The sequence below is a fragment of the Arthrobacter sp. MDT1-48-3 genome, from assembly GCF_054511015.1.
This window is the reverse complement of sequence record NZ_JBTNDL010000007.1, coordinates 75161-95915: the sequence shown is the minus strand read 5'-3', so window position 1 is coordinate 95915 and position 20755 is coordinate 75161. Positions and strand designations below refer to the sequence as shown.

At 70.2% G+C, this 20755-nt stretch carries 17 protein-coding genes and 1 tRNA gene; 8 read left to right on the top strand and 10 right to left on the bottom strand.

The window, feature by feature from the left end; all coding sequences use genetic code 11:
• Window positions 1–45: 45 nt before the first annotated feature.
• On the top strand, window positions 46–3009 hold the full coding sequence (locus tag ACX80L_RS14420; protein WP_459267335.1) for a UPF0182 family membrane protein: 2964 nt from the start codon (window positions 46–48) through the stop codon (window positions 3007–3009).
• Between the two features lie 67 nt (window positions 3010–3076).
• Window positions 3077–3150: transfer RNA gene (locus ACX80L_RS14415), tRNA-Met, on the top strand.
• A gap of 151 nt (window positions 3151–3301) precedes the next feature.
• On the opposite strand, the gene ACX80L_RS14410 is transcribed toward ACX80L_RS14415, so the two are convergent.
• The 3 genes from ACX80L_RS14410 to ACX80L_RS14400 form a co-directional block, all read right to left on the bottom strand.
• The gene (locus tag ACX80L_RS14410) at window positions 3302–4693 is read right to left on the bottom strand and encodes a cryptochrome/photolyase family protein (protein ID WP_459290457.1); all 1392 of its coding nucleotides are present in this window, start codon (window positions 4691–4693) and stop codon (window positions 3302–3304) included.
• A gap of 106 nt (window positions 4694–4799) precedes the next feature.
• The gene (locus ACX80L_RS14405; protein WP_133080959.1) at window positions 4800–5594 is read right to left on the bottom strand and encodes a PspA/IM30 family protein; all 795 of its coding nucleotides are present in this window, start codon (window positions 5592–5594) and stop codon (window positions 4800–4802) included.
• Between the two features lie 64 nt (window positions 5595–5658).
• Window positions 5659–7770 (bottom strand): TPM domain-containing protein, encoded by a 2112-nt coding sequence (locus ACX80L_RS14400; protein ID WP_459290455.1) that lies wholly within the window; start codon window positions 7768–7770, stop codon window positions 5659–5661.
• Window positions 7771–8087: 317 nt separating this feature from the next.
• On the opposite strand from ACX80L_RS14400, the gene ACX80L_RS14395 reads away from it, so the two are divergent.
• From ACX80L_RS14395 to ACX80L_RS14380, 4 genes are all read left to right on the top strand, one after another.
• Window positions 8088–9575 (top strand): S1C family serine protease, encoded by a 1488-nt coding sequence (locus ACX80L_RS14395; protein WP_459290453.1) that lies wholly within the window; start codon window positions 8088–8090, stop codon window positions 9573–9575.
• A 162-nt stretch (window positions 9576–9737) separates the two neighbouring features.
• Window positions 9738–10565, top strand: a complete 828-nt coding sequence (locus tag ACX80L_RS14390; RefSeq protein ID WP_208739968.1) for an electron transfer flavoprotein subunit beta/FixA family protein — start codon at window positions 9738–9740, stop codon at window positions 10563–10565.
• A 38-nt stretch (window positions 10566–10603) separates the two neighbouring features.
• Window positions 10604–11551 carry an electron transfer flavoprotein subunit alpha/FixB family protein gene (locus tag ACX80L_RS14385; protein WP_459290451.1) on the top strand — a complete coding sequence of 316 codons (948 nt, stop codon included), beginning with the start codon at window positions 10604–10606 and terminating at the stop codon, window positions 11549–11551.
• Between the two features lie 2 nt (window positions 11552–11553).
• Window positions 11554–12306: a PIG-L deacetylase family protein gene (locus ACX80L_RS14380; protein ID WP_459267031.1), complete on the top strand. Its 753-nt coding sequence runs from the start codon at window positions 11554–11556 to the stop codon at window positions 12304–12306.
• Window positions 12307–12366: 60 nt separating this feature from the next.
• On the opposite strand, the gene ACX80L_RS14375 is transcribed toward ACX80L_RS14380, so the two are convergent.
• The 7 genes from ACX80L_RS14375 to folP all read right to left on the bottom strand — a co-directional run bounded on the left by ACX80L_RS14375 (window position 12367) and on the right by folP (window position 18286).
• Window positions 12367–13239: an anti-sigma factor gene (locus ACX80L_RS14375; protein WP_459290449.1), complete on the bottom strand. Its 873-nt coding sequence runs from the start codon at window positions 13237–13239 to the stop codon at window positions 12367–12369.
• A 16-nt stretch (window positions 13240–13255) separates the two neighbouring features.
• Window positions 13256–13873, bottom strand: coding sequence for an ECF RNA polymerase sigma factor SigK (gene sigK / locus ACX80L_RS14370; protein WP_133080954.1), 618 nt, complete (start codon window positions 13871–13873; stop codon window positions 13256–13258).
• A 175-nt stretch (window positions 13874–14048) separates the two neighbouring features.
• The gene (locus ACX80L_RS14365) at window positions 14049–14864 is read right to left on the bottom strand and encodes a methyltransferase domain-containing protein (protein WP_133080953.1); all 816 of its coding nucleotides are present in this window, start codon (window positions 14862–14864) and stop codon (window positions 14049–14051) included.
• A 19-nt stretch (window positions 14865–14883) separates the two neighbouring features.
• Window positions 14884–15351 (bottom strand): tRNA (cytidine(34)-2'-O)-methyltransferase, encoded by a 468-nt coding sequence (locus tag ACX80L_RS14360; RefSeq protein WP_208740176.1) that lies wholly within the window; start codon window positions 15349–15351, stop codon window positions 14884–14886.
• Between the two features lie 9 nt (window positions 15352–15360).
• Window positions 15361–16314 (bottom strand): J domain-containing protein, encoded by a 954-nt coding sequence (locus ACX80L_RS14355; RefSeq protein ID WP_459290446.1) that lies wholly within the window; start codon window positions 16312–16314, stop codon window positions 15361–15363.
• A 287-nt stretch (window positions 16315–16601) separates the two neighbouring features.
• Window positions 16602–17345 carry a pyrimidine reductase family protein gene (locus ACX80L_RS14350; RefSeq protein ID WP_459290444.1) on the bottom strand — a complete coding sequence of 248 codons (744 nt, stop codon included), beginning with the start codon at window positions 17343–17345 and terminating at the stop codon, window positions 16602–16604.
• Window positions 17342–18286, bottom strand: a complete 945-nt coding sequence (folP, locus tag ACX80L_RS14345) for a dihydropteroate synthase (protein ID WP_459290442.1) — start codon at window positions 18284–18286, stop codon at window positions 17342–17344. The genes ACX80L_RS14350 and folP overlap by 4 nt, the downstream gene beginning before the upstream one ends.
• A 103-nt stretch (window positions 18287–18389) precedes the next feature.
• Here folP and ACX80L_RS14340 point away from each other — a divergent pair, with 103 nt between their 5' ends.
• Entirely contained in the window at window positions 18390–19616 is a 1227-nt protein-coding gene (locus ACX80L_RS14340) for a cysteine desulfurase family protein (protein ID WP_459290440.1), read from the top strand.
• On the top strand, window positions 19613–20752 hold the full coding sequence (gene mnmA / locus ACX80L_RS14335; RefSeq protein ID WP_459290438.1) for a tRNA 2-thiouridine(34) synthase MnmA: 1140 nt from the start codon (window positions 19613–19615) through the stop codon (window positions 20750–20752). Before ACX80L_RS14340 ends, mnmA begins: the two co-directional genes overlap by 4 nt.
• Window positions 20753–20755: the final 3 nt, after the last annotated feature.

Sequence of the window (20755 nt, the reverse complement as noted above, 5' to 3'; positions counted from 1 at the left end):
AGGCCGAGCCCAGCAAGTGCAGCAAGAAGCCGGCGCCGCAGCCCGCTGATCCCGACGATCATCGTCGTGGCGGTGATCGTCATCGCCTTCGTCTATCTGTCCCAGGTCTACGCGGACGTGCTCTGGTACCAGCAGCTCGGGTTCCTCGAGGTGTTCGTCACCGAGAACCTGTCGCGGATCGTCCTGTTCCTCGTCGCGTTCCTCGTGATGGCCGGCGCGGTCTTCTTCAGCCTGCGCATCGCGTTCAGGAGCCGGCCGATCTACGCCCCCGACAGCGCCATTCAGGACAACCTGAACCGCTACCAGGCGCAGCTCGAGCCGATCCGCCGCCTGCTGATGCTCGGCATCCCCGTGGTCCTCGGCGCGTTCGCCGGCACGGCCGCGTCCTCCCAGTGGCAGGAGGTGCTCCTCTTCGTCAATCAGGAGCCGTTCGGCAAGTCCGACCCGGAGTTCGGCATGGACTACGCGTTCTACATGTTCACGCTGCCGTTCCTGAGCTTCGTGACCGGCTTCCTGATCAGCGTGGTGATCATCAGCGCGATCGCGACCGTCCTCACGCACTACCTCTACGGCGGCATCCGGCTCGAGGAGAAGGGCCTCTTCACCACGAAGGCGGCCCGTATCCAGATCGCCGTCGTCGCGGCGCTCTTCCTCGTGCTCCAGGGCGTCAACTACTGGCTGGACCGCTACGACACGCTGCTCAACCAGGGCACCTGGGCCGGTGCGCTCTACACCGACGTGAATGCGGTCATCCCCACCAAGGCCATCCTCGCCGTCGCCGCCATCATCGTGGCGGTCCTCTTCGTCGCCTCCGCGTTCATCGGCCGCTGGCGCCTGCCGCTGATCGGCACCGCGATGCTCATCATCACCGCCCTCCTCGCGGGCGGGGTCTATCCCTCCGTCGTCCAGCGATTCCAGGTGCGCCCGTCCGAGCTCAGCCTCGAGGGCGAGTACATCGACAGGAACATCGACATGACGCGCGAGGCGTACGGACTGGACGCGGTCGAGGTCGAGGCCTACAACCCCGAGGACGTCCCGCAGGCGGGAGCCCTGGGCGACGACGGCGAGACGACGGCGAACATCCGCCTGCTCGATCCGAACCTCGTCTCCGACGCGTTCAGCCAGCTGCAGCAGTTCCGCCAGTACTACCAGTTCCCGGAGACGCTCAACGTCGACCGGTACGAGATCGACGGTGAGGTGCAGGACACCGTCATCGCGGTCCGTGAGCTCGACACCAACGGTGTCCCCGCGGGCTGGGTCAACGAGCACGTCTTCTACACCCACGGCTACGGCGTGGTGGCCGCCGCCGGTTCGACCGTGCAGCCCGATGGCCGCCCGTCCTTCCTGCAGTCCGGCATCCCCTCCACGGGTGTGCTCGGTGACGAGTCCACCTACGAGCCGCGCATCTACTTCGGCGAGGACTCTCCCGAGTACTCCGTCGTGGGCGCACCCGAGGGGCAGGCGCCGGCCGAGATCGACCGCCCGCAGAACGAGAACTCCGACGACGAATCGCGTACCACCTTCAGCGGCGAGGGCGGGCCGAATGTGGGCAACGCCTTCAACCGCCTCGTGTACGCGCTGAAGTTCCAGTCCACCGACCTCCTGCTGTCCAACCAGGTCAACAGCGAGTCCCAGATCCTCTACGACCGTGATCCCGTGGAGCGCGTCCGCAAGGTCGCTCCGTACCTGACGCTCGACGGCAACAGCTATCCGGCGATCGTCGACGGGCGCGTGAAGTGGATCATCGACGGCTACACCACCAGCGCCAACTTCCCGTACTCGACGCAGCAGGAACTGGAATCGGCGACACAGGATTCGCAGACGGCGGAGGGCCTGGCCACCGCACTGCCCGCGGAACAGGTCAACTACATCCGCAACGCGGTCAAGGCCACGGTCGACGCCTACGACGGCTCGGTCAGCCTGTACGCCTGGGACGACCAGGATCCGGTCCTGAAGTCGTGGCAGAACGTCTACCCGTCCTCGCTGCAGCCCTTCAGCGAGATGTCGGCCGACCTGATGGCGCACGTCCGCTACCCGGAGGACCTCTTCAAGGTGCAGCGCGAGCTGCTCGCCCGCTACCACGTCACCTCGACGGACGAGTTCTATAACAACAGCGAGGCCTGGAACGTACCGGCCGATCCGGGGGAGAGCGCCGACGGCGCGGCGACGACGGCGGCGACGGACCGCCAGCCGCCGTTCTACCTGACGCTGCAGATGCCCAACCAGGAGGAGGCCGCGTTCTCGCTGACCACGCCGTACATCCCCTTCGTACCCGCCGGCCAGACCCCGAGGAACGTGCTCTACGGCTTCCTCGCGGCGAACGGCGACGCAGGGACGGGCGAGGACGGCGTCAAGAGCGAGAACTACGGCCGACTGACCCTGCTGGACAGCTCGGGCCGTGACTCCGTGGTCGGCCCCGGCCAGGCGCAGAACCTGTTCAACTCGGACACCACCGTCTCGCAGGAGCTCAACCTGCTGCGCCAGGGTGCGTCCGAGGTCATCAACGGCAACCTGCTGACCCTGCCCATCGGCGGCGGGATCGCCTACGTCCAGCCGGTCTACGTGCAGTCCTCGGGCAGCTCGTCCTTCCCCGTCCTTCGTCGGGTCCTCGTGAGCTTCGGTGACAACGTCGGCTTCGCGCCGACCCTCGCCGAGGCACTGGACCAGGTGTTCGGCGGCGAGTCGGGAGCGACGACGGGCGACCAGGAGAACGTGGGCGAGACTCCGGAGGATCCCGCGACGCCTCCGGTGGAGGGTGAGGGCGAGGGCGCCACGCCGACGCCCACGCCGACCCCGTCCGAGGGCGGAACCCCCGGCGGTGCCACGGGTGACCCCGGGGCCGACCTCCGGACCGCGCTCGACGACGCCAACACGGCGATCCAGGACGGCAACGAAGCTCTCGCGGACGGTGACTTCGCAGCCTACGGCGAAGCGCAGGACCGCCTGCAGGACGCGCTGCAGCGGGCGCTGGACGCCGAGGAGCGTGTCTCGGGGACCACCGGGGAGTAGTCCTCGGAGGCCGGGCAGCTGCTCGATTTGCCTCTTGGCCCCGCGGCCGGTAACGTTAGTTACACGCCGCGGGGTGGAGCAGTTCGGTAGCTCGCTGGGCTCATAACCCAGAGGTCACAGGTTCAAATCCTGTCCCCGCAACGAAGAGAAGTCCGGTCCACCACTCGGTGGGCCGGACTTTTCGTTTGCCCCGCCGCAGGTCCCGGCCGACGTCCGGTCCGATACACCCCTCCCGCGCCCCCGGCACCGCTGTCGAGGGCGGTACCAGGGTAGGGGGAGTAACTCAGGCCGGTCAGCCCTCCGACAGGGCCTTGTAGGCGCTCAGGGCCCGCTGGCGACTCTCCTTGAGGTCGACGACGGGATCGGGATAGCCCGGGGCCGTCCCCTTCCACGGCTCGTGGATGTTGTCCGCGTCCGCCAGTTCCGGCACGAACCGCACGAGGTACCGTCCGTCGGGATCGAACTTCCTGCTCTGCAGGACGGGGTTGAAGATGCGGAAGTAGGGGCTGGCATCGGCTCCGGATCCTGCCACCCACTGCCAGCTCGCAGCATTGCTCGCCGCGTCGGCATCGACGAGGCAGTCCCAGAACCACCTCTCGCCCACACGCCAGTCGATCAGGAGGTTCTTGATGAGGAAGGACGCCGTCGCCATGCGGACGCGGTTGTGCATCCAGCCGATCTCCCACATCTGGCGCATGCCGGCATCGACCAGCGGGTAGCCGGTCCGTCCACGCTGCCAGGCTTCCAGCTCCGACCTCGTGGAGCTCTCCCAGGCGAAGGCGTTGAACTCGGGCCGGTAGTTCACGGTGGCGAGCTCGGGATTGAAGTACAGGAGCTGCCAGCTGAACTCGCGCCAGCCGAGCTCGGAACCGAAGACGCGAATGTCCTCGGCCGTCGAACTGTCCTGATGGTCCTGGGCCGCGTGCCAGACCTCGAAGGGGCTGATCTCGCCGAACCGCAGGTGCGGCGACAGCATGCTGGTGCCCTGCACCCCCGGGCGGTCGCGGTTGTCCTTGTACCCGGAGGCGGCGCCGTCGAGGAAGTCGTCGAGCCGGGCGTGCGCGCCGGCCTCTCCCGGCGTCCAGGTGCGGCGGAGGCCCTCGGCCCAGTCCGGTGACGTGGGAAGCAGCCCCCAGGCGCCGAGGTCGTCCGACGCCGGCGCGGGGCCGTGAAGGCGGGCCGGCGCGGGCAGCGGCCTGCGGGGAGGGCGGAAGGACAGGCAGGCCCGCCAGAAGGGCGTGAAGACCTTGTAGGCCTCGCCGGAGCCCGACGTGACCTCCCAGGGCTCGAACATCAGGTTCGCCTGGAAGCTCGTCACCTCGAGGCCGTCGTCGGCGAAGGCGGCCTTCAGGGTTGCGTCCGTGGTGCGCTCGACCAGGCCGTAGCGGCGGTTCCACACGACGGCACGGGCGGAGCACTCGTCCACCAGTCGCGGCAGGACCTCTCCCGCCGGGCCGCGCCGCAGGACGAGCGGCACACCGAGTTCCGCGAGGGACGCGGTCAGTGCCGCGAGCGAGTGGTGGAGCCACCATCTGGAGGCGCCGCCCAGCGGACGGATGCCCTCGGTGTCCTCGTCGAGCACGTAACAGGCGACGACGTCGTCCCCGCTCTCGGCAGCGGCCGCAAGCGCCGGATTGTCGGAGACGCGCAGGTCGTCACGGAACCACACCAGTGTCACAGCCATTTGCTCAATCTACCCGCGTGCACCGACACGCGGGCTCCTGCACCAGCAGGGGAACCGCAGCCGATGGCTGCGGTTCCCCTGGCGTGCCGACCGGGTTCGGGCCCGATCAGTAGGTGATCTCGCCCGTCGTGGACGGTGTCTTGGCGTCCGTGGCGGTTCCCGCGCCCTGTCCGATCGCGGACTGCGAGCCGGAACCGGACTTCAGGGCAGCGAGGCGTGCCTCGATCTCGGTCTGCTCCCCGAGGTCCTCGAGGCTCTCGAACTGCGCGTCGAGGCTCGACGACGCGAGCTCCTGCTGTCCGCGGACCTTCGCCTCCTCGCGCCGGATCTTCTCCTCGAAACGGCCCACCTCGCTTGTCGGGTCCATGAAGTCGATGCTCTTGACGGCGTCGTGCACCTGCTGCTGCGCCTGGGCCGTGCGGGCGCGGGCGATCAGCTGGTCCCGCTTGGCCGTGAGCTCGCCGAGCTTGCCCTTCATCTGGTTGAGGCCGTCCTTGAGCTTGTCGACGATCTCCGTCTGCGACGCGATGGTCGGCTCGGCACCCTTCGCCTCGTTCTCCGCCGCCATCTGGCGCTGAATGGCCACCTTCGCCAGGTTGTCGAACTTCTGTGCGTCGGCCGTGTCGCCGGACGTGCGGTACTCGTCCGCCTTGCGGGACGCCGCGAGGGCCTTGTTGCCCCAGCTGCGAGCGTTCTCGACGTCCTCGTTGTAGTCGTCCTGCATCATCCGCAGGTTGCCGATGGTCTGCGCGACGGCGCTCTCGGCCTCGGCGATGCTGTTGGTGAAGTCGCGGACCATCTGGTCGAGCATCTTCTGCGGATCCTCGGCCTGGTCGATCAGAGCATTGATGTTGGCTCGGGTGAGCTGCGCGATCCTGCCGAAAATTGACTGCTTTACCATTGATTTTCCTTTCGATTCTTCGGAAATAGTCCCTGAGTCTGCTGCGGGAGGCTGTCGGAGCGGCCTAGAAGTCGCCGCCGCCACCTCCGAAGTCGCCGAAACCGCCTCCACCGCCGTCGAAGCCGCCGAAGCCGCCACCGCCGAAGCTCCCGCCGTCGCCGCCGAAGCCGCCACCGCCGTCGCCGTAACCGCCACCGAACCCACCGCCGAAGCCGCCGCCGTTGAGGATGGACCCGAGCAGGATGCCGCCGAGCAGGGCGCCGCCCATGCCGTCGCCGCCCCGTCTCCCGTACATGCCGCCCATCCCCATCCCACCGCGGCCGAAGCCCTCGACGTCCTGTTCCGCGAGCTGCGCGGCGTGGTCGGCGAGCAGAGCTGCCTGCTGGGCGTGGGAGAGCGCGGTCACGGGATCGGACCGCTGGAGGTCGACGGCGTGGTCGAGGTTGCGTTCCGCCTCGGCGAGACGCGTACGTGCCTCACTGCCGACGCCGCCGCGCCGCGCCCGGATGTAGTCGGCCGTGCCCGAGATGCTCGACTGCGCGGCGATGATCGCGTGCTGCAGCGAGTCCTGGGCGCGACGGGAGTTCTCGGCCTGGTCGCGGACGCCGCCGAGGGCGGCATCGAGCTGGGCGTGCGCGGCTTCGAGGCGCTGCAGCAGGGCGAGCGGATTGCTGCGCGCGTTCTGGCGCTCCTGCCGGACGGTCGTGACGGCGGCCTGGAGGGCGGCGACGGGACCGGCGAGGTCGCGGTACTGGCCGGCGCGGTCCATCGCCGCCGCCTGCGCGAGGTCCTGCTCCGCCTCGGGGAGCGCACGTTCGAGCTCGCGCTCGGCCCCGGCCAGTTCGTCGGCCCGCTTGTCGATGGCATCGAGGAGGACGGTGCTCTGGTGGACCGCCTCCTCGGCGGCACGCACCGCGACGACGGTCCGTCCGGTGTCACCGGCGGCCATGCGCGACTGCGCTTCGGAGGCGGCGCTCTCGACGAAGGAGAGGCGCTCCCGAGCCTGCTCGATGTTGTCGGCGACCTGGGAGGTCGCCGTCTCGAGGTAGCGGCCCTGCAGTGACCGGAGGGACTGCTCGGCCGCCTCGAACCGGCGGCTCGCATCCGCCGCGGCGGACTGCGCCCTGCGGAGCGCCTCGGGGGCGTTGCGCTCGAGCTCACGCAGGGCGTCGAAGTCCTCCTTGTGCGCCTGCAGCGAGGCATTCACGTCCTCGCAGCGGCGGATGATCTCCCCGAGCCACTGGCGCTGCTGCTGCTCCGTGTCCGGGATGTGGTCGTCGAGCTGCTGCTGCAGCTTGAACGATTCACCCATGTGCTGCTTGGCGGCGGCGATGTCCTGCGAGAACGTGGTGATGGCCTCGCTGCCGTACTGGGCTTCGGCGAAGCCCAGTTCCTGCTCGCTGGACTTGATGGCGTCGTCGGCCGCCACGAGCAGGCTGCCGGCGCGCTTGCGCAGGTCCTCGACGCTCAACGAGGCGAGCGGGTCGACCACCTCGCCCTCGGCGGAGGGCACGGGCCCGTAGCCGTATTCCTCGCGTTTGCGCTGAGCACTGCCACCGCCGCGGTTCTTGAGCAGCAGGTACCCTCCTGCGCCCGCGACGGCGACGAGTCCGCCGACGAGGGCCAGTCCACCGAGGGCGCTGCCGCCGGTCGTGGTTCCGCCGGTCGTGGTCCCTCCCGCTCCGCCGTTGCCGGTCCCCGTCAGGGCATCCTCCGTGCCCTCGACGGCGGCGAGGCCGGCCTCGGCGAAGTTGCCGGCGCGCAGTTCGGGCTGGATGTACTCGTCGTAGAGCGCCTGGCCCTGTCCGCCGATCTCCGATCGGTTGCCCGGCGCGTACCCCGCCTCGCCCTGCTCCACGCCGACGGCGAGGACCGCCTCGTCGGCGCTCGACGCGTTGAGGCCGGCGGTGGCGGACGCCCACTGCTCGGCTCCGGCCGGATTCTCGAACGTGTCGACGTAGGCGACCCGTACGGTGAATCCCTCCTGCGAGCGCAGGTCCTCGATCGCGGCCTCGAGCCGGCTCTCCTCCTCGGGAGTGAGGACCCCCGCGGTGTCGGTGACGTAGTCACCGGAGGGGAAGGTGACCGGTTCGTCGGCCAGAGCCGCGGTGCTCGACAACAACGGAATCGCCACGACGGCGCCCAGGACAGCAGAGACGCGGGTGCGCCTGCTCATCATTCGCATTTCCGACCCTTCAGCATGTCCCCCGGACCCGACCGGTCCCAGGACTGGGGTCGGCGGACGCCGGAGGCTCCCTGTTCTCCCGATTCTATGGTTGGGGTCCGGGAGCGTCCACCACCACATCTATGCCCCTAGCGAAAGGGGCTCCGGATCGGACGGGGGAAGGGCGGAGGATACTGGGAACGCCCGGACCTGCCGTCCGGGGCGACCGTCCCAGCTCCAGCAACTTCTCAGAAACCGCACAGCGAATGCATGCTTGAGGCTCAGCGAAGGTTGCCATGATGTGGTCAACAGCAACGAAAGGACCTCCCATGAACGAGCAGCCAGGCTTCCAGGGCGACGCCGAACGCCCGCTCCCTCCGCAGCCCCAGAACCCGCCGTCGTGGGGGACGGGCCGGGACAACCGGCAGTCGGCCGATCAGCGGGACGGCCGGCCGGCGGACCAGGACGGCCGGCAGTCCGATCGGCAGCACCACGGATCCGCGCACGACCCGTCGGTCTCCCACCCCGCCTATGCCGGGCACCAGCCCTTCTACGGCGAGCAGGGCGGGGGCTTCGGTCCGGGAGGAGCGAACCACGGCGGACGGACCGTGGTGAAGGACCGCAGGCGGGTGGGTCTCGCCACCTTCGCCGCGGGGGCCCTCGTCGCCGGGCTGATCGGCGGTGGCGTCGCGACGGCCGGCTTCAATGCACTGGACGACGACGGCCCCACGGGTACCGCGCAGTCCGTGCCGGAGTCGATCGTGGTGAACAACACCGACGACGTCAACACCATCACCGGAGCGGCCGTGACGGCGTCTCCGAGCGTCGTCACGATCGCCGTCAGTGGTGGCGGCGCCAGTGGCTCGGGCTCGGGCATCATCCTCGACACGGACGGGCACATCCTCACCAACACCCACGTGGTGACCCTCGGCGGACAGGTGTCCGACCCGACGGTGGAGGTCAAGCTGAACGACGGCCGCGTCTTCGCGGCGACCGTGGTCGGGACCGATCCCCTCAGCGACCTCGCGGTCATCAAGATCGACGCCCCGGACCTCACGGCTGCCACGCTCGGCAACTCCGACGAATTGAACGTCGGCGACACCGCGATCGCCATCGGGGCTCCCCTCGGATTGAGCGGCACCGTCACCGACGGCATCGTCTCCACCCTCAACCGCACCATCAGCGTGGCGTCCTCGGCCGTGCCGGAGGAGACCCCGGACAGCTCCGAGTCCGAGGACGGCGAGGGTTTCAACTTCCTGCCGCCCGGTGGGTCCGGTGAGCAGCAGACCCAGTCCCAGGGCTCCATTTACCTCAATGTCATCCAGACCGACGCCGCCATCAACCAGGGCAACTCGGGGGGTGCGCTCGTGGACGGGGACGGGAAGATCATTGGCGTGAACGTCGCGATCGCGTCGGCCGGTTCCGGCGAGTCGACCGGGAACATCGGTGTGGGCTTCTCGATCCCGATCAACTACGCCGAGCGCATCGCCGACGAGATCATCGCGGACGGCGAGGCCACGCACGGCTTCCTGGGCGTCAGCGTCACGCCGTCGGCCGGTGACGGGTCCCAGACCACCTCGACCTTCTCGTCCGGTGCGCTCGTCGAGTCCGTCGAGCCCGGGTCGCCCGCGGAGGAAGCCTCCCTGCAGGTCGGAGACGTCATCACGAAGGTGGGCAACTTCCCGATCAGCGATCCACAGTCGCTGACGGCGGCCGTGCGGATCCAGACGGTCGGCCAGCAGGTACCGGTGGAGGTCATCCGGGACGGGGACACCCGCACCGTGGAGATCACCCTGGCGCAGGTACCGACGCAGTAGGGACCAGCCACGAGCAGCAGGTGACAACCCGGAAGGCGGTCCCGTGTCGGGGCCGCCTTCCGGGCGTCCACAGCACCTCGGCAGGCAGCGCCGGGCCCGGAAGCGTCACCCCGTTATGGTTAGCTAGTCGATGGGAAGATCCCCGGACGAGGAAGGTCATCAATGGACGAGGCCACAGCAGGCGGACTGCGCATCGCGGTCCTGGTGAAGCATGTTCCCGACGCTCAGTTCGACCGCCACATCAGCGGGGACGACCTGACCACGGTACGGACCGAGAGCATCCTCTCCGAACTGGACGAGTACGCTCTCGAAGCTGCGCTCCAGCTCGTCGAGGCGAACGGCGGCGCGACCGGCGGCCACCGGGTCACGGCCATCACCATGGGGCCCGCCGCCGCGGTGAACGCGGTCAAGAAATCCCTCCAGATCGGCGCCGACGACGGCGTCCACCTCACGGACGAGGCGCTCACGGGCTCCGACGCCTCGGCGACCTCGAAGGCCCTGGCAGCGCTCCTGCGCCACCTCGGCCCGTTCGACCTCGTCCTGACGGGCATGGCGTCCACCGACGGGGAGACCTCGCTGGTGCCGGCGCAACTCGCGGAGCGACTCACCCTGCCCCAGGTGACCTTCGCGGCCTCGCTCGACCTGGCACGCGAGGATGGCGGCTGGAGCCTCACCGCCCGCCGCGACAACGACACGTTCGCCGAGACCATCGAGGCACCCCTTCCGGCACTCGTGTCCGTGACGGACCAGATCAACGAGCCCCGCTACCCGAACTTCAAGGGCATCATGGCGGCGAAGAAGAAGCAGATCCAGGTCCTGTCCCTCACGGACGTCGGCCTGCAGCCGGACGAGGTGGGCTTCGCCGGGTCCTGGACGAAGGTCGAGGCGGCTGCCCCACGGCCGCCACGCAGCCAGGGAACCGTCATCACCGACGAGGGCGATGCCGGCATCCGGCTCGTCGACTTCCTCGCGGGACAGAAACTCCTCTAGTCCGCCGACCGCACGACCGATCCGTCCAGGAGATCCCCATGACCACCGTCCTCGTGTTCCTCGACCACCCCGGAGCGAGCCTCGCCAAGAGCGAGCGCGAAATCCTGTCCCTGGGGGCCTCGCTCGGTGAGGTGGTGGTCGCCCTCGCGGACGAGGCCGGGCCGGCCTACCTCGACGGCGTGGGCTCCTACGGGGTGCGGGAGTACTACCGGCCCGAGACCGTCGCCGTCTCCGAGGTGCTGGTCGCGGGAAAGGCGGCATTCCTGGCGGCAGCCGTGCGTGCCTCCGGTGCCGGGGTCGTGCTGCTGGGCAACGCCTACGAGTCCAAGGAGATCGCCGCCCGGCTCGGTGTGCGGCTCGAGGCCGGTGTCATCACCGACGTCGTCGCACTGGACAGTGACCTCACGGCCACGAAGTCGGACTTCGCGGGGTCCTACACGGTGGAGTGCCGGGTGACCACGGACGTGTCGATCCTGACGGTCAAGCCGAACAGCTTCGAGGCCGTCGAGGCCGGCCCGCCGTCGTCGCCCCGCGAGGTACCGATCCCCGTGGAGCTGCCGCTGGCCGCGGCGAGGGTCACCGGACGCGTGGACAAGCCGGTCAGCGGCAGACCCGACCTCAGCGAAGCACGCGTCATCGTTGCCGGCGGGCGCGGAGTGAACGGGAACTTCGGCCCGCTCGAAGAGCTCGCGGATGCCCTGGGCGGTGCGGTCGGTGCCTCGCGTGCGGCGACCGACGCCGGCTGGATCGAGCATTCCGCCCAGATCGGGCAGACCGGCAAGACGGTCTCGCCCCAGCTCTACATCTCGGCGGGGATCTCCGGCGCCATCCAGCAGAAGGCAGGGATGCAGACCTCCAAGGTGATCGTCGCGATCAACAAGGACGCCGACTCGCCCGTCTTCGAGATCGCAGATTTCGGTATCGTCGGTGACCTCTTCACGGTGCTGCCGCAGGCCACCGACGAGATCCGGAAGCGCGGCCTGTAGCGGTGACCCGGAACGGTGACCCGGCAGCTCCGGAGCGGGTGCTGGTCTTCGCGGCACACCCCGACGACATCGACTTCGGGGCGTCCGCGACGATCGCGGGCTGGACGGCCGCCGGGACGTCCGTCAGCTACTGTATCCTCACGGACGGAGACGCCGGCGGGTTCTCCGCGGAGGACCGTCCCGGCATCGCGGGCCTGCGCCGTGAGGAGCAGACCGCAGCGGCGGAGATCGTCGGCGTCACCGATGTCACGTTCCTGGGGCAACCCGACGGGTACCTCGAACCCACGGACACCGTGATCCGCGCGATCGTCCGGAGGATGCGCGAGGTACGTCCCGACATCGTGCTGTCGATGCATCCCGAGCGGAGCTGGGACCGGATCCAGAAGAGCCACCCGGATCACCTCGCCTGCGGTGAGGCCGTCACGCGGGCCGTCTACCCGGCCGTGGAGAACCCGTTCGCCTACCCCGAGCTCGAGGCGGCCGGGATCAGGAGTTTCCGCGTGCCGTGGCTGTGGTTCTACGGGGGACCGGCGCACCTCGAGAACCGTTTCGTCGATGTGACCGGCTCGGAGGACGTCAAGGTCGCCGCGATCACGGCGCACCGGAGCCAGCACCCGGACGTGGAGCGGATGCAGGCAAGGGTGCGCGACATCCTCCGAGAGAACGCCCGGCGCGGGGGCCTCCCGGAGGGGCGCAGCGCCGAGTCCTTCCACGTCGTGGGTATCAACACCGACGAGACGATCGCCGGGTTCTAGTCCCGCAGCAGGAGGGCCCCCCGCGACGATCGGCGGGGGCCCTCCTGCTGTGTCGGTGGATCACGCTCCGAGCGGGATCTCCGCGACGATCGGCAGTGTCGGCGTCGCCGAGCCGCCCTCGGGTTCGACGGTGATGGCGATCGCGCTGAATCCGCCGATCTCCGAGAGCTCGGTGACCTTGGTTCCCGCGACATCCTCACCGGACATGGTCCCCACCGACACCGGAGCCGTCCCGTCGGAGGGGATGCGCCACATCTGGTAGACGAATCCTGCAGCCGGCGCCGGGACACCGCTGAGGGTCACGACAGCCGCGTTCTCCTCCCCGGACACCGCGAGGTCGGCCACGCCGCCGGCGGCCAGCGTGAGTTGCTCCGTCCGGACGTCGGACGCCTGCATCACCTGCTGCTCGACCGTGGTCTGCTCCAGGTTCTGGGCGATCGTGACGCCACCGACGGCGATGACCGCGGCTGCAGCCGCAGCGACCACCCAGCGCCCGGCCCGCGAGGACATCGACGCCTTGGCGGCGCGACGCCGTGCGAGGTCGTCATGGCCTGCGCCGTGCTCCGCCTGCTGGACCCCCTCGGCCCCGGGATCCGGAACGGCCGCCAGGCCCGGTCGGGGGAGCGAACCGGTCGGGGCCGCTGATCCGTCGCCGGACTGCCCGGCTCCCGGGAGCTGTGCGACGATCCGTTCGAACAGATCCGCCGGCGGTTCCACCTCGCCCGCTGCGTAGACGGAGGTCACCGTCTCCCGGCAGGTACGGACGCGATCGGCGAACGTCGCCCTGGTCGCGGGGTCCGTCCCCTCCAGGAACGCCTCGATGATCCGGCGTTCGTCGGAGCTGATGGCATCCAGCGCGTAGAGCTCGGCCCACTCGAGGAGGTGCCCGCGGGCCAGATCGGTGGCGAGGTCATCGGCGAATTGTCTGTTCATATCCCTGTCCTGCATCTCAGGCCACCCCCAAACATGTCTTGAGTCGGAGCAATCCGTCACGGATCCTCGACTTGATGGTCGGCACTGCGACCCCGAGCTTCTCGGCCACCTCGCGGTAAGTGAGCCCGCCGTAGTAGGCCATCCTCACCGATTCCTGCTGCGTCTCGGTGAGCGTGTCCAGACACCGGACCACGCTCTCCGCCTCGAGCCGCTGCGTGACCGTGTCGACGACGTCGTCGTGGTCGATGGTCTGGGTGGCCGCGCCGTAGCGGGCCTCCCGGTCCGTGGCACTCTGCTCGGAACGTACCTTGTCCACCGCACGGCGGTGCGTGAGGGTCATGAGCCAGGCCATCGGGCTACCCAGCTCCGGATTGAAACGGTCGGCGGTGTTCCAGACCTGGAGGTAGACCTCCTGGGTGGCGTCCTCGCTCAGGTCGGCATCGACGAGCACCCGCCGTGCCAGGCCGTACACGCGCTTCGACGTCTGTTCGTAGAACAGGGCGAAGGCCGTGCGGTCCTGCCGCGCGACCCGCAACAGCAGGTCGGTCAGGGTCGGACCGGTGCCGGGATCGACGGCCACCTCGTCTGCTGCTGTAGCACGTGGGCTGACCCGGCTTGCTCGTGGCGTTTCCATAGGGCTCCAGCATAAAGCGCTGGTCGTGCCAATCCGAACAGCGCCCGGGAGATCGTGCTGTGGGGCGCGTCGTCGTCCCTGCTGCAAAAGCACCATCCCACCGCCCTACCCGTTCCGTAGTTTTCCTCTGTCACCTTTTCTTCGGAGCAGGGAGGGTCCCGGATGGTTCGCGGCGCTAGTCTTCGGGTGCGTACGAACCGACGGCGATGAGCGAGTCGGCGTTCAGGACGAAGTCGGCTCCGAGGCGTCCCACGAACTCCTCCCGGATCCGCTGGAGGGAGTCGGAGTCGTCCGGCAGCAGTCCGCGGTAGCCGCTGCCGAGCGCGAGGGACCACGCGTACTCGGGTTCCAGGGGCACCGTCAGGTCCAGCTTCTCGACCCTGACGTCCGTCAGGCCCCTGGCGCGGAGCCACTCCTCGAGGCGCTCGCGGGACGCCAGCTTCCTGCAGTTCTCGACGAAGACGGGACTGGCCGACGGGGCGGACGCACCGCCGGACGTGGTGCGGATCGTGTCCAGAAGGAGTTCACCGAACGGCTCGAGGGCTCCGTCGTCCCACGCACTCATCGCGACCCGGCCACCCGGTCGCAGGAGGCGGACGATCGAATCCATGCCGGCGTCCATGTCGTCCAGGAGGAAGACCCCGTAGCAGCTGAGCACCGCGTCGTACGGGGCCTCGGGTGTCCAGTCGGCCGGGTCGGTCCGGTGGAAGGACACGTTCCCCAACCCGAGGGCCTCGGTCTTCGCTTCCGCCAGGTCGAGCATCGCCGACGAGCGGTCGACGGCGTCGACGTGGCCGTCCGGCCCTGCGAGCTGTGCGGCAGGAACGGTACCGGTACCGGTCCCGGCGAACACGTCGAGCACCCGCTCACCCACCAGGATGTCGGCAGCGGCGACGACGGCGTTGCTCACCGGGTTCCACACGGCCGGAGCGAGGCGGTCGTAGTCCTCCGCTCCGCCGTCGGGCAGTAGTGCGGCATGGCGAGCGGGCATGGGGGCTCCTAGGCGTGGATCATCGCTGGGCACCTGCGAAGTCCTGTTGACGCCAGGCTTCGTAGAGGACGATGGATGCGGTGTTGGCGAGGTTGAGCGATCGTCGTGAGGGCAGCATGGGCACGCGGACGCGTGCGGTCACACGGGGGTCGTGCTTCACCTCGTCCGGCAGGCCGTCCGATTCCCGGCCGAACATCAGGACGTCGGTGGGTTCGTAGGTGATGTCCGTGTAGGAGACGTCCCCGTCGGAGGTGTAGGCGAAGACCCGCCGGGGCTGCAGCGCGCGCCAGGCGTCGTCGAGGCTCGCATGGACGTGCAGCACCGTCAGGTCGTGGTAGTCCAGCCCGGCCCGCTTCAGCTTGGAGTCCTCGAGGCTGAAGCCCAGCGGTTCCACGAGGTGCAGTTCTGCCCCGGCGACCGCTGCGAGGCGGATGGCGGCCCCGGTGTTGCCGGGGATCTCGGGCGTGTGGAAGAGGATGCGGAACACCGTTCCATCCTAGCTTCCGGCTCCGGCGAGCAGGCGCGCGAGCGCGGGCAGCTGCACCACGTTCGGTGTGGGGCCCGACGCCAGGAAGGACCGGACGGTGCGTACCGTGGTGCCGGCGTTCACCACCTGCACGACGGCGGGCGAGGACCGGTCGAATCCCGGCGGGACGTCGATGACCGGCGCGAACGGATTGTCGGGTGCTCCGTGGACCACGACCCACCCCGCGACGTGGAAGTCCGGGAACAGCTCCTGCACGGCCCGCACGGTCGCCGGCAGCTGGAGTTCGACCGGGCGGCCCTGGTGGCGCAGCGACCGTCCGTCCCACGCGAAATTGCCCGGCGAGGCGGTGAAGGAGTCGAGAACGGCCATCCGGTAGCCGGCGAGCAGCACATGGCCCGCCGTCGTCCTGGCCCTGTCCTCGAACTGCACCCCGTTGACGAGGCGCGCCGCCGGGTAGGTGGGCAGCAGTGTGCGCTCGAGCAGGGCGGCGGTCCGCAGCTCTCCCTCCAGCCTGGCCCGGGCGCCGGACGACAGGCGGGCGAACATCCCCGGCTGCCGGGGGACGCCGGAGGCCTGCCGGCCCGCGAGGAGCAGGGGGACGACGGGAGGCGCCGACGGGGAGAACGGCGGCACGTAGACGGGCGCTGACCTCGCGGCGTCCACGTCCTCGACCCTCGTCCGGGTGGCTCCCTGCGGGCCCGCCGTCGCGTTGCGGGTCGAGGCTGCAGGGGGTGCGGGGGCGGGGCGGCCGCGTCCGGTGTCGGAGTCGTAGCGTTCCCGGCGCTGGGGGTCGCTCAGCGTCTCGTAGGCGACGACGACGTCATGGAACTGGGAGGCTGTTCCCCCGAGATCGGGGTGCACCGCGCGCGCCGCGCGACGATAGGCGTCCTTGATCTCCTTGGTCCCGGCTTCAGGGGGCACGCCGAGGATGTCGTAGTACGACTTCCGTGGGGGCTCTGCCATTCCTCCGGCCTTTCCGGGCGTTCCGATCCGTTGCGTGGGTACTCCCGGCGGCGCGTGGTGCGGGAGGCGCCCCGGTACTCCGAGACTAGAGGCACCGGCGGTCCCGGGCCAAAGCAACAGGACGCCGCTCCTCTCCGATCGGGTACGCGCCGGCACCGCAGGTATCTGACGGGTCCAACGCGGGACGCAGGCGAACAGTTCGGTCCTGCGGCACCCCGGCCCGCCCGGTCCCGATCCCGGGATGCCGGGATGCCTGGACCCGCGCGCCGGACGGGCCGGGGTGCGACTCAGGATGCGCGCCGGTACAGCGTGTAGAGCGCCGAGTCCTCGGTGAGCAGAGAGGAGAGCACGAGCGCGACGGCTCCGTCGGGGCTGTCCCCGGCGGAGATCCGGGGTCCGTCACCGCCGGCGAGCAGCGGACTGATCGAGAGGCACAGCTCGTCGACGGCGTCCGCACGGGTGAAGCCGCCCAGCACGGCGGGGCCGCCCTCGCACAGCACCTTCCCCAGGCCGCGGCGGCCGAGTTCGGCGAGGACGGACCGGGCCTCCACCGTGTCGGAGCCGCAGTCGACGACGTCGGCGACGTCCCCGAGTGCTGCCCGCCTACCGGCCGGGGCGTCCCTGCTGGTGAGGACGAGCGGGCGCACCGGGGCGTTGCGGAAGAAGCCACTGGACGGATCGAGGTCGAGGCTCCCGGAGATGACGGCGATGGCGGGGTGACCCGCGAGGCCGCGCGCCGCCCGCCACGCCCGCGCGTCCCCGTCCACGAGGTCGCCCTCGTAACCCTCAGCCCGGACGGTGCCGGCCCCCACCAGCACCACGTCGGCGAGGCGTCGCAGGACCGTGAAGATCCGCTGGTCGCCGTCGTTCCCCAGGCCTGCGGAGAGGCCGCCGCTCGTCGCGGCACCGTCGGCGGCCGCGACGAAGTTGAACCGGACATAGGGCCGGTCGATCGCGGGATACGCGTAGACCCGGTGCAGCGCGGCGTCGTCGACCTCGTCGGGCGACGGCGGGAGGAGGGAGGTGATCACGGCGCCGCCGGTTCGTTGACGTCGCCCATGTTGTGCCGGAGGTAGGCGGGTTCCCGCCACCCCAGGACCGCCTCGGTGAGATCCACGGCGGCGCGGGACGCGGGGACGTTGTGCATGCGGACGACGCGGGCCCCGCCGAGGATGCAGATCACGGCGGCCGCGAGCGAGCCCTCCACGCGGTCACGCTTCGGCCTGTCGAGGGTCTCGCCGATGAAGTCCTTGTTGGACACCGCCGCCAGGGCGGGGAAGCCCAGGCCCGCGATCTCCGCGAAGCGGCGCGTGAGCTCGAGCGAGTGCAGTGTGTTCTTGTTGAGGTCGTGGCCCGGGTCCAGCAGGATCCGGTCCTCGGGGATGCCGAGCCGCACGGCGTCGTCCACCTTCCGGAGGAGGAAGTCCGCGACCTCGCGGACCACGTCGCCGTAGGTGGGCCGCGGGTACACCGAGCGGGGCTCGGCCAGGCTGTGCGTGATGACCAGGTGCGCGCCGGCCTCGGCCACCACGGCCGCCATGTCGGGGTCCCGCAGCCCCGTGGTGTCGTTCACGACGCTGGCTCCTGCGGCCAGCGCCTGGCGGGCCACCTCGGGCAGGAAGGTGTCGGCGGAGATGATGACGTCGGATGCCGCGCGCACGGCGCTGATGACGGGGACGATGCGGTCCGCCTCCTCCGACGCCGGGATCGGGTCGCCGGGCGCGAAGGGCGCTCCGCCGATGTCCACCCAGTCCGCGCCGTCGGCGACCGCCTGCAGGGACGCATCGACGGCGGCCTGGAGCGCGAAGGTCGTCCCGCCGTCGTAGAACGAATCCGGCGTCCTGTTGATGACGGCCATGAGCGCGACCTGGCGGTCGAAGTCCAGCGTGCGGGGACCGAAGTCACGCACCGCGTGGCGGAACGCCGGACGGTAGGTCCCGGAGGATGACGGAGGCGCTGCTCGACTGTCCACCCTGCAGTTCTACCACCGCGGGCCGCGTGCCCGGCTCGTGGTCCGGTGCGTGACGCGGACCACCGGAATCGGCGGTACGGCGTGGCGCCCGTAGAATCGGTATGTGCCCGTGTATGTCGACCACGCGGCGACCACGCCCATCTCGGCGCCGGCGCTCGCCGCCCTCACCCGCGAACTCAGCCGGAGCGGTAATCCTTCCTCCCTCCATGGCTCGGGCCGGCGTGCCCGGCGGTCGGTGGAGGACGCACGGGAGACCATCGCAGCGGCCGCGGGTGCACACGCGTCCGAGGTCGTCTTCACCTCCGGCGGGACCGAGGCCGACAACCTCGCGATCAAGGGACTCTACTGGGCCCGGCGGGCCGCCGCCCCGGAACGCAACCGGATCCTCTGCAGCACCGTCGAGCACCACGCCGTGCAGGACACCGTCGAGTGGCTCGAACGCCACGAGGGCGCCGAGGTGGTGTGGCTTCCCGTGGACGGGACCGGCGTCGTCTCCCTCGAGGCGCTGCGGGCGGCCCTGGCCGAGGAACCGGAGCGGACGGCGCTCGTCACCGTCATGTGGGCCAACAACGAGGTCGGCACCGTCCAGCCGGTCCACGCCGTCGCGGCGGAGGCCGCGCGCTACGGCGTGCCCGTCCACAGCGACGCCGTGCAGGCGTTCGGGTCCGTCCCGGTCTCCTTCGCGGACTCGGGACTCGCCACCATGGCCGTGAGCGCGCACAAGATCGGCGGCCCCGTGGGCGTCGGCGCCCTTCTCGTGGGGCGCGCCGTCACCCTCACGCCGGTACAGCACGGCGGAGGGCAGGAACGGGACATCCGGTCCGGCACGCTCGACGGCGCGGGGATCGCGGCGTTCGCCGCGGCGGCCGACGACGCCGTCGCGCACCTGGGTGACGAGGGCCCCCGGTTGGCTGCGCTGCGGGACCGCCTGATCGACGGCATCCGCCGGGAGGTGCCGCAGGCCGTGCTCCGCGGCGTGGACCACCCGGCACCCGAGGGGACACGGCTGCCCGGCAACGTGCACTTCACCTTTCCCGGCTGCGAGGGGGATTCGCTCCTGTTCCTCCTCGACCTCGCGGGTATCGAGTCGTCCACCGGCTCGGCGTGCACGGCGGGTGTGCCGCGGCCGTCCCACGTCCTGCTCGCCATGGGGCTGAGCGAGGACGAGGCCCGGGGCGCCCAGCGGTTCAGCCTGGGGCATACATCCACCGCCGACGACGTTGACGCCGTGGTGGCCGCCATCGGTGGTGCCTACGCACGGGCGCGCGCCGCAGGCATGGCAGGACACGCATCATCCATCCGAACAGCAGGAACGGGTTTTTTCTCATGAGGGTACTGGCAGCGATGAGTGGCGGCGTCGACTCCGCAGTGGCGGCGGCGCGCGCGGTGGAGGCGGGGCACGACGTCGTCGGGGTGCACCTCGCGCTCTCGCGCATGCCCGGCACGCTCCGGACGGGCAGCCGCGGCTGCTGCACCATCGAGGATTCGCGGGACGCGTGGCGCGCCTGCGACATCCTCGGCATCCCGTACTACGTCTGGGACTTCTCCGAGCGCTTCAAGGCGGACGTCGTCGACGACTTCGTCGCCGAGTACGCGGCGGGGCGCACGCCCAACCCCTGCATGCGCTGCAACGAGCGCATCAAGTTCGCGGCCCTGCTCGAGAAGGCCCTCGCGCTCGGTTTCGACGCCGTCTGCACCGGCCACTACGCCAAGGTCGTCGAGGACGCCGACGGCAATCCGGAACTGCACCGGGCGGCCGACTGGGCGAAGGACCAGTCGTACGTGCTCGGCGTCCTGACCCACGAGCAGCTCCGGCACTCCATGTTCCCGCTGGCCGAGACGCCGTCGAAGGCTGAGGTCCGCGCGGAGGCCGAGCGGCGCGGTCTCTCCGTCGCGAACAAGCCCGACAGCCACGACATCTGCTTCATCCCCGACGGGGACACCCGCGGCTGGCTCGAGGAGCGCATCGACCTGACGGAGGGCGACATCCTCGACGTCGACGGGGAGAAGCTCGGCAGCCACCCCGGTGCGAACGCCTTCACCGTCGGCCAGCGGCGCGGCCTCAAGCTGGGCACCCCCGCGGCGGACGGCAAGCCCCGCTTCGTGCTCGAGATCCGGCCCAAGCAGAACGAGGTCGTCGTCGGACCGGAGCACCTGCTCGCCATCGACGAGATGCGGGGGATCAAGGTGTCCTGGGCAGGCCTGCCCATCGACGAGGTGCTCACCGGCGAGGAGTTCGACTGCATGGCGCAGGTCCGGGCGCACGGAGACCCGGTGGCGGCGCGCGCTTCCGTCGGATCAGCCGACGGCGCGCCGCAGCTCGTGGTCCGGCTGGTCGAGCCCATGCGCGGCGTGGCACCGGGCCAGACGGTCGTGCTGTACCAGGGCACGCGCGTCCTCGGGCAGGCGACCATCGACTCGGCGCGCTCCGCGCTCCGCCCCGAACCGGCGGGCGTGCAGGGCTAGTGG

Excerpts from the sequence above, each read along its gene's own strand:
- ACX80L_RS14410 (WP_459290457.1), bottom strand. The coding sequence starts at position 4,693 with ATGGCTGTGACACTGGTGTGGTTCCGTGACGACCTGCGCGTCTCCGAC.
- ACX80L_RS14405 (WP_133080959.1), bottom strand. The coding sequence starts at position 5,594 with ATGGTAAAGCAGTCAATTTTCGGCAGGATCGCGCAGCTCACCCGAGCC.
- ACX80L_RS14400 (WP_459290455.1), bottom strand. The coding sequence starts at position 7,770 with ATGAGCAGGCGCACCCGCGTCTCTGCTGTCCTGGGCGCCGTCGTGGCG.
- ACX80L_RS14395 (WP_459290453.1), top strand. The coding sequence starts at position 8,088 with ATGAACGAGCAGCCAGGCTTCCAGGGCGACGCCGAACGCCCGCTCCCT.
- ACX80L_RS14390 (WP_208739968.1), top strand. The coding sequence starts at position 9,738 with ATGGACGAGGCCACAGCAGGCGGACTGCGCATCGCGGTCCTGGTGAAG.
- ACX80L_RS14385 (WP_459290451.1), top strand. The coding sequence starts at position 10,604 with ATGACCACCGTCCTCGTGTTCCTCGACCACCCCGGAGCGAGCCTCGCC.
- ACX80L_RS14375 (WP_459290449.1), bottom strand. The coding sequence starts at position 13,239 with ATGAACAGACAATTCGCCGATGACCTCGCCACCGATCTGGCCCGCGGG.
- sigK (WP_133080954.1), bottom strand. The coding sequence starts at position 13,873 with ATGGAAACGCCACGAGCAAGCCGGGTCAGCCCACGTGCTACAGCAGCA.
- ACX80L_RS14365 (WP_133080953.1), bottom strand. The coding sequence starts at position 14,864 with ATGCCCGCTCGCCATGCCGCACTACTGCCCGACGGCGGAGCGGAGGAC.
- ACX80L_RS14355 (WP_459290446.1), bottom strand. The coding sequence starts at position 16,314 with ATGGCAGAGCCCCCACGGAAGTCGTACTACGACATCCTCGGCGTGCCC.
- mnmA (WP_459290438.1), top strand. The coding sequence starts at position 19,613 with ATGAGGGTACTGGCAGCGATGAGTGGCGGCGTCGACTCCGCAGTGGCG.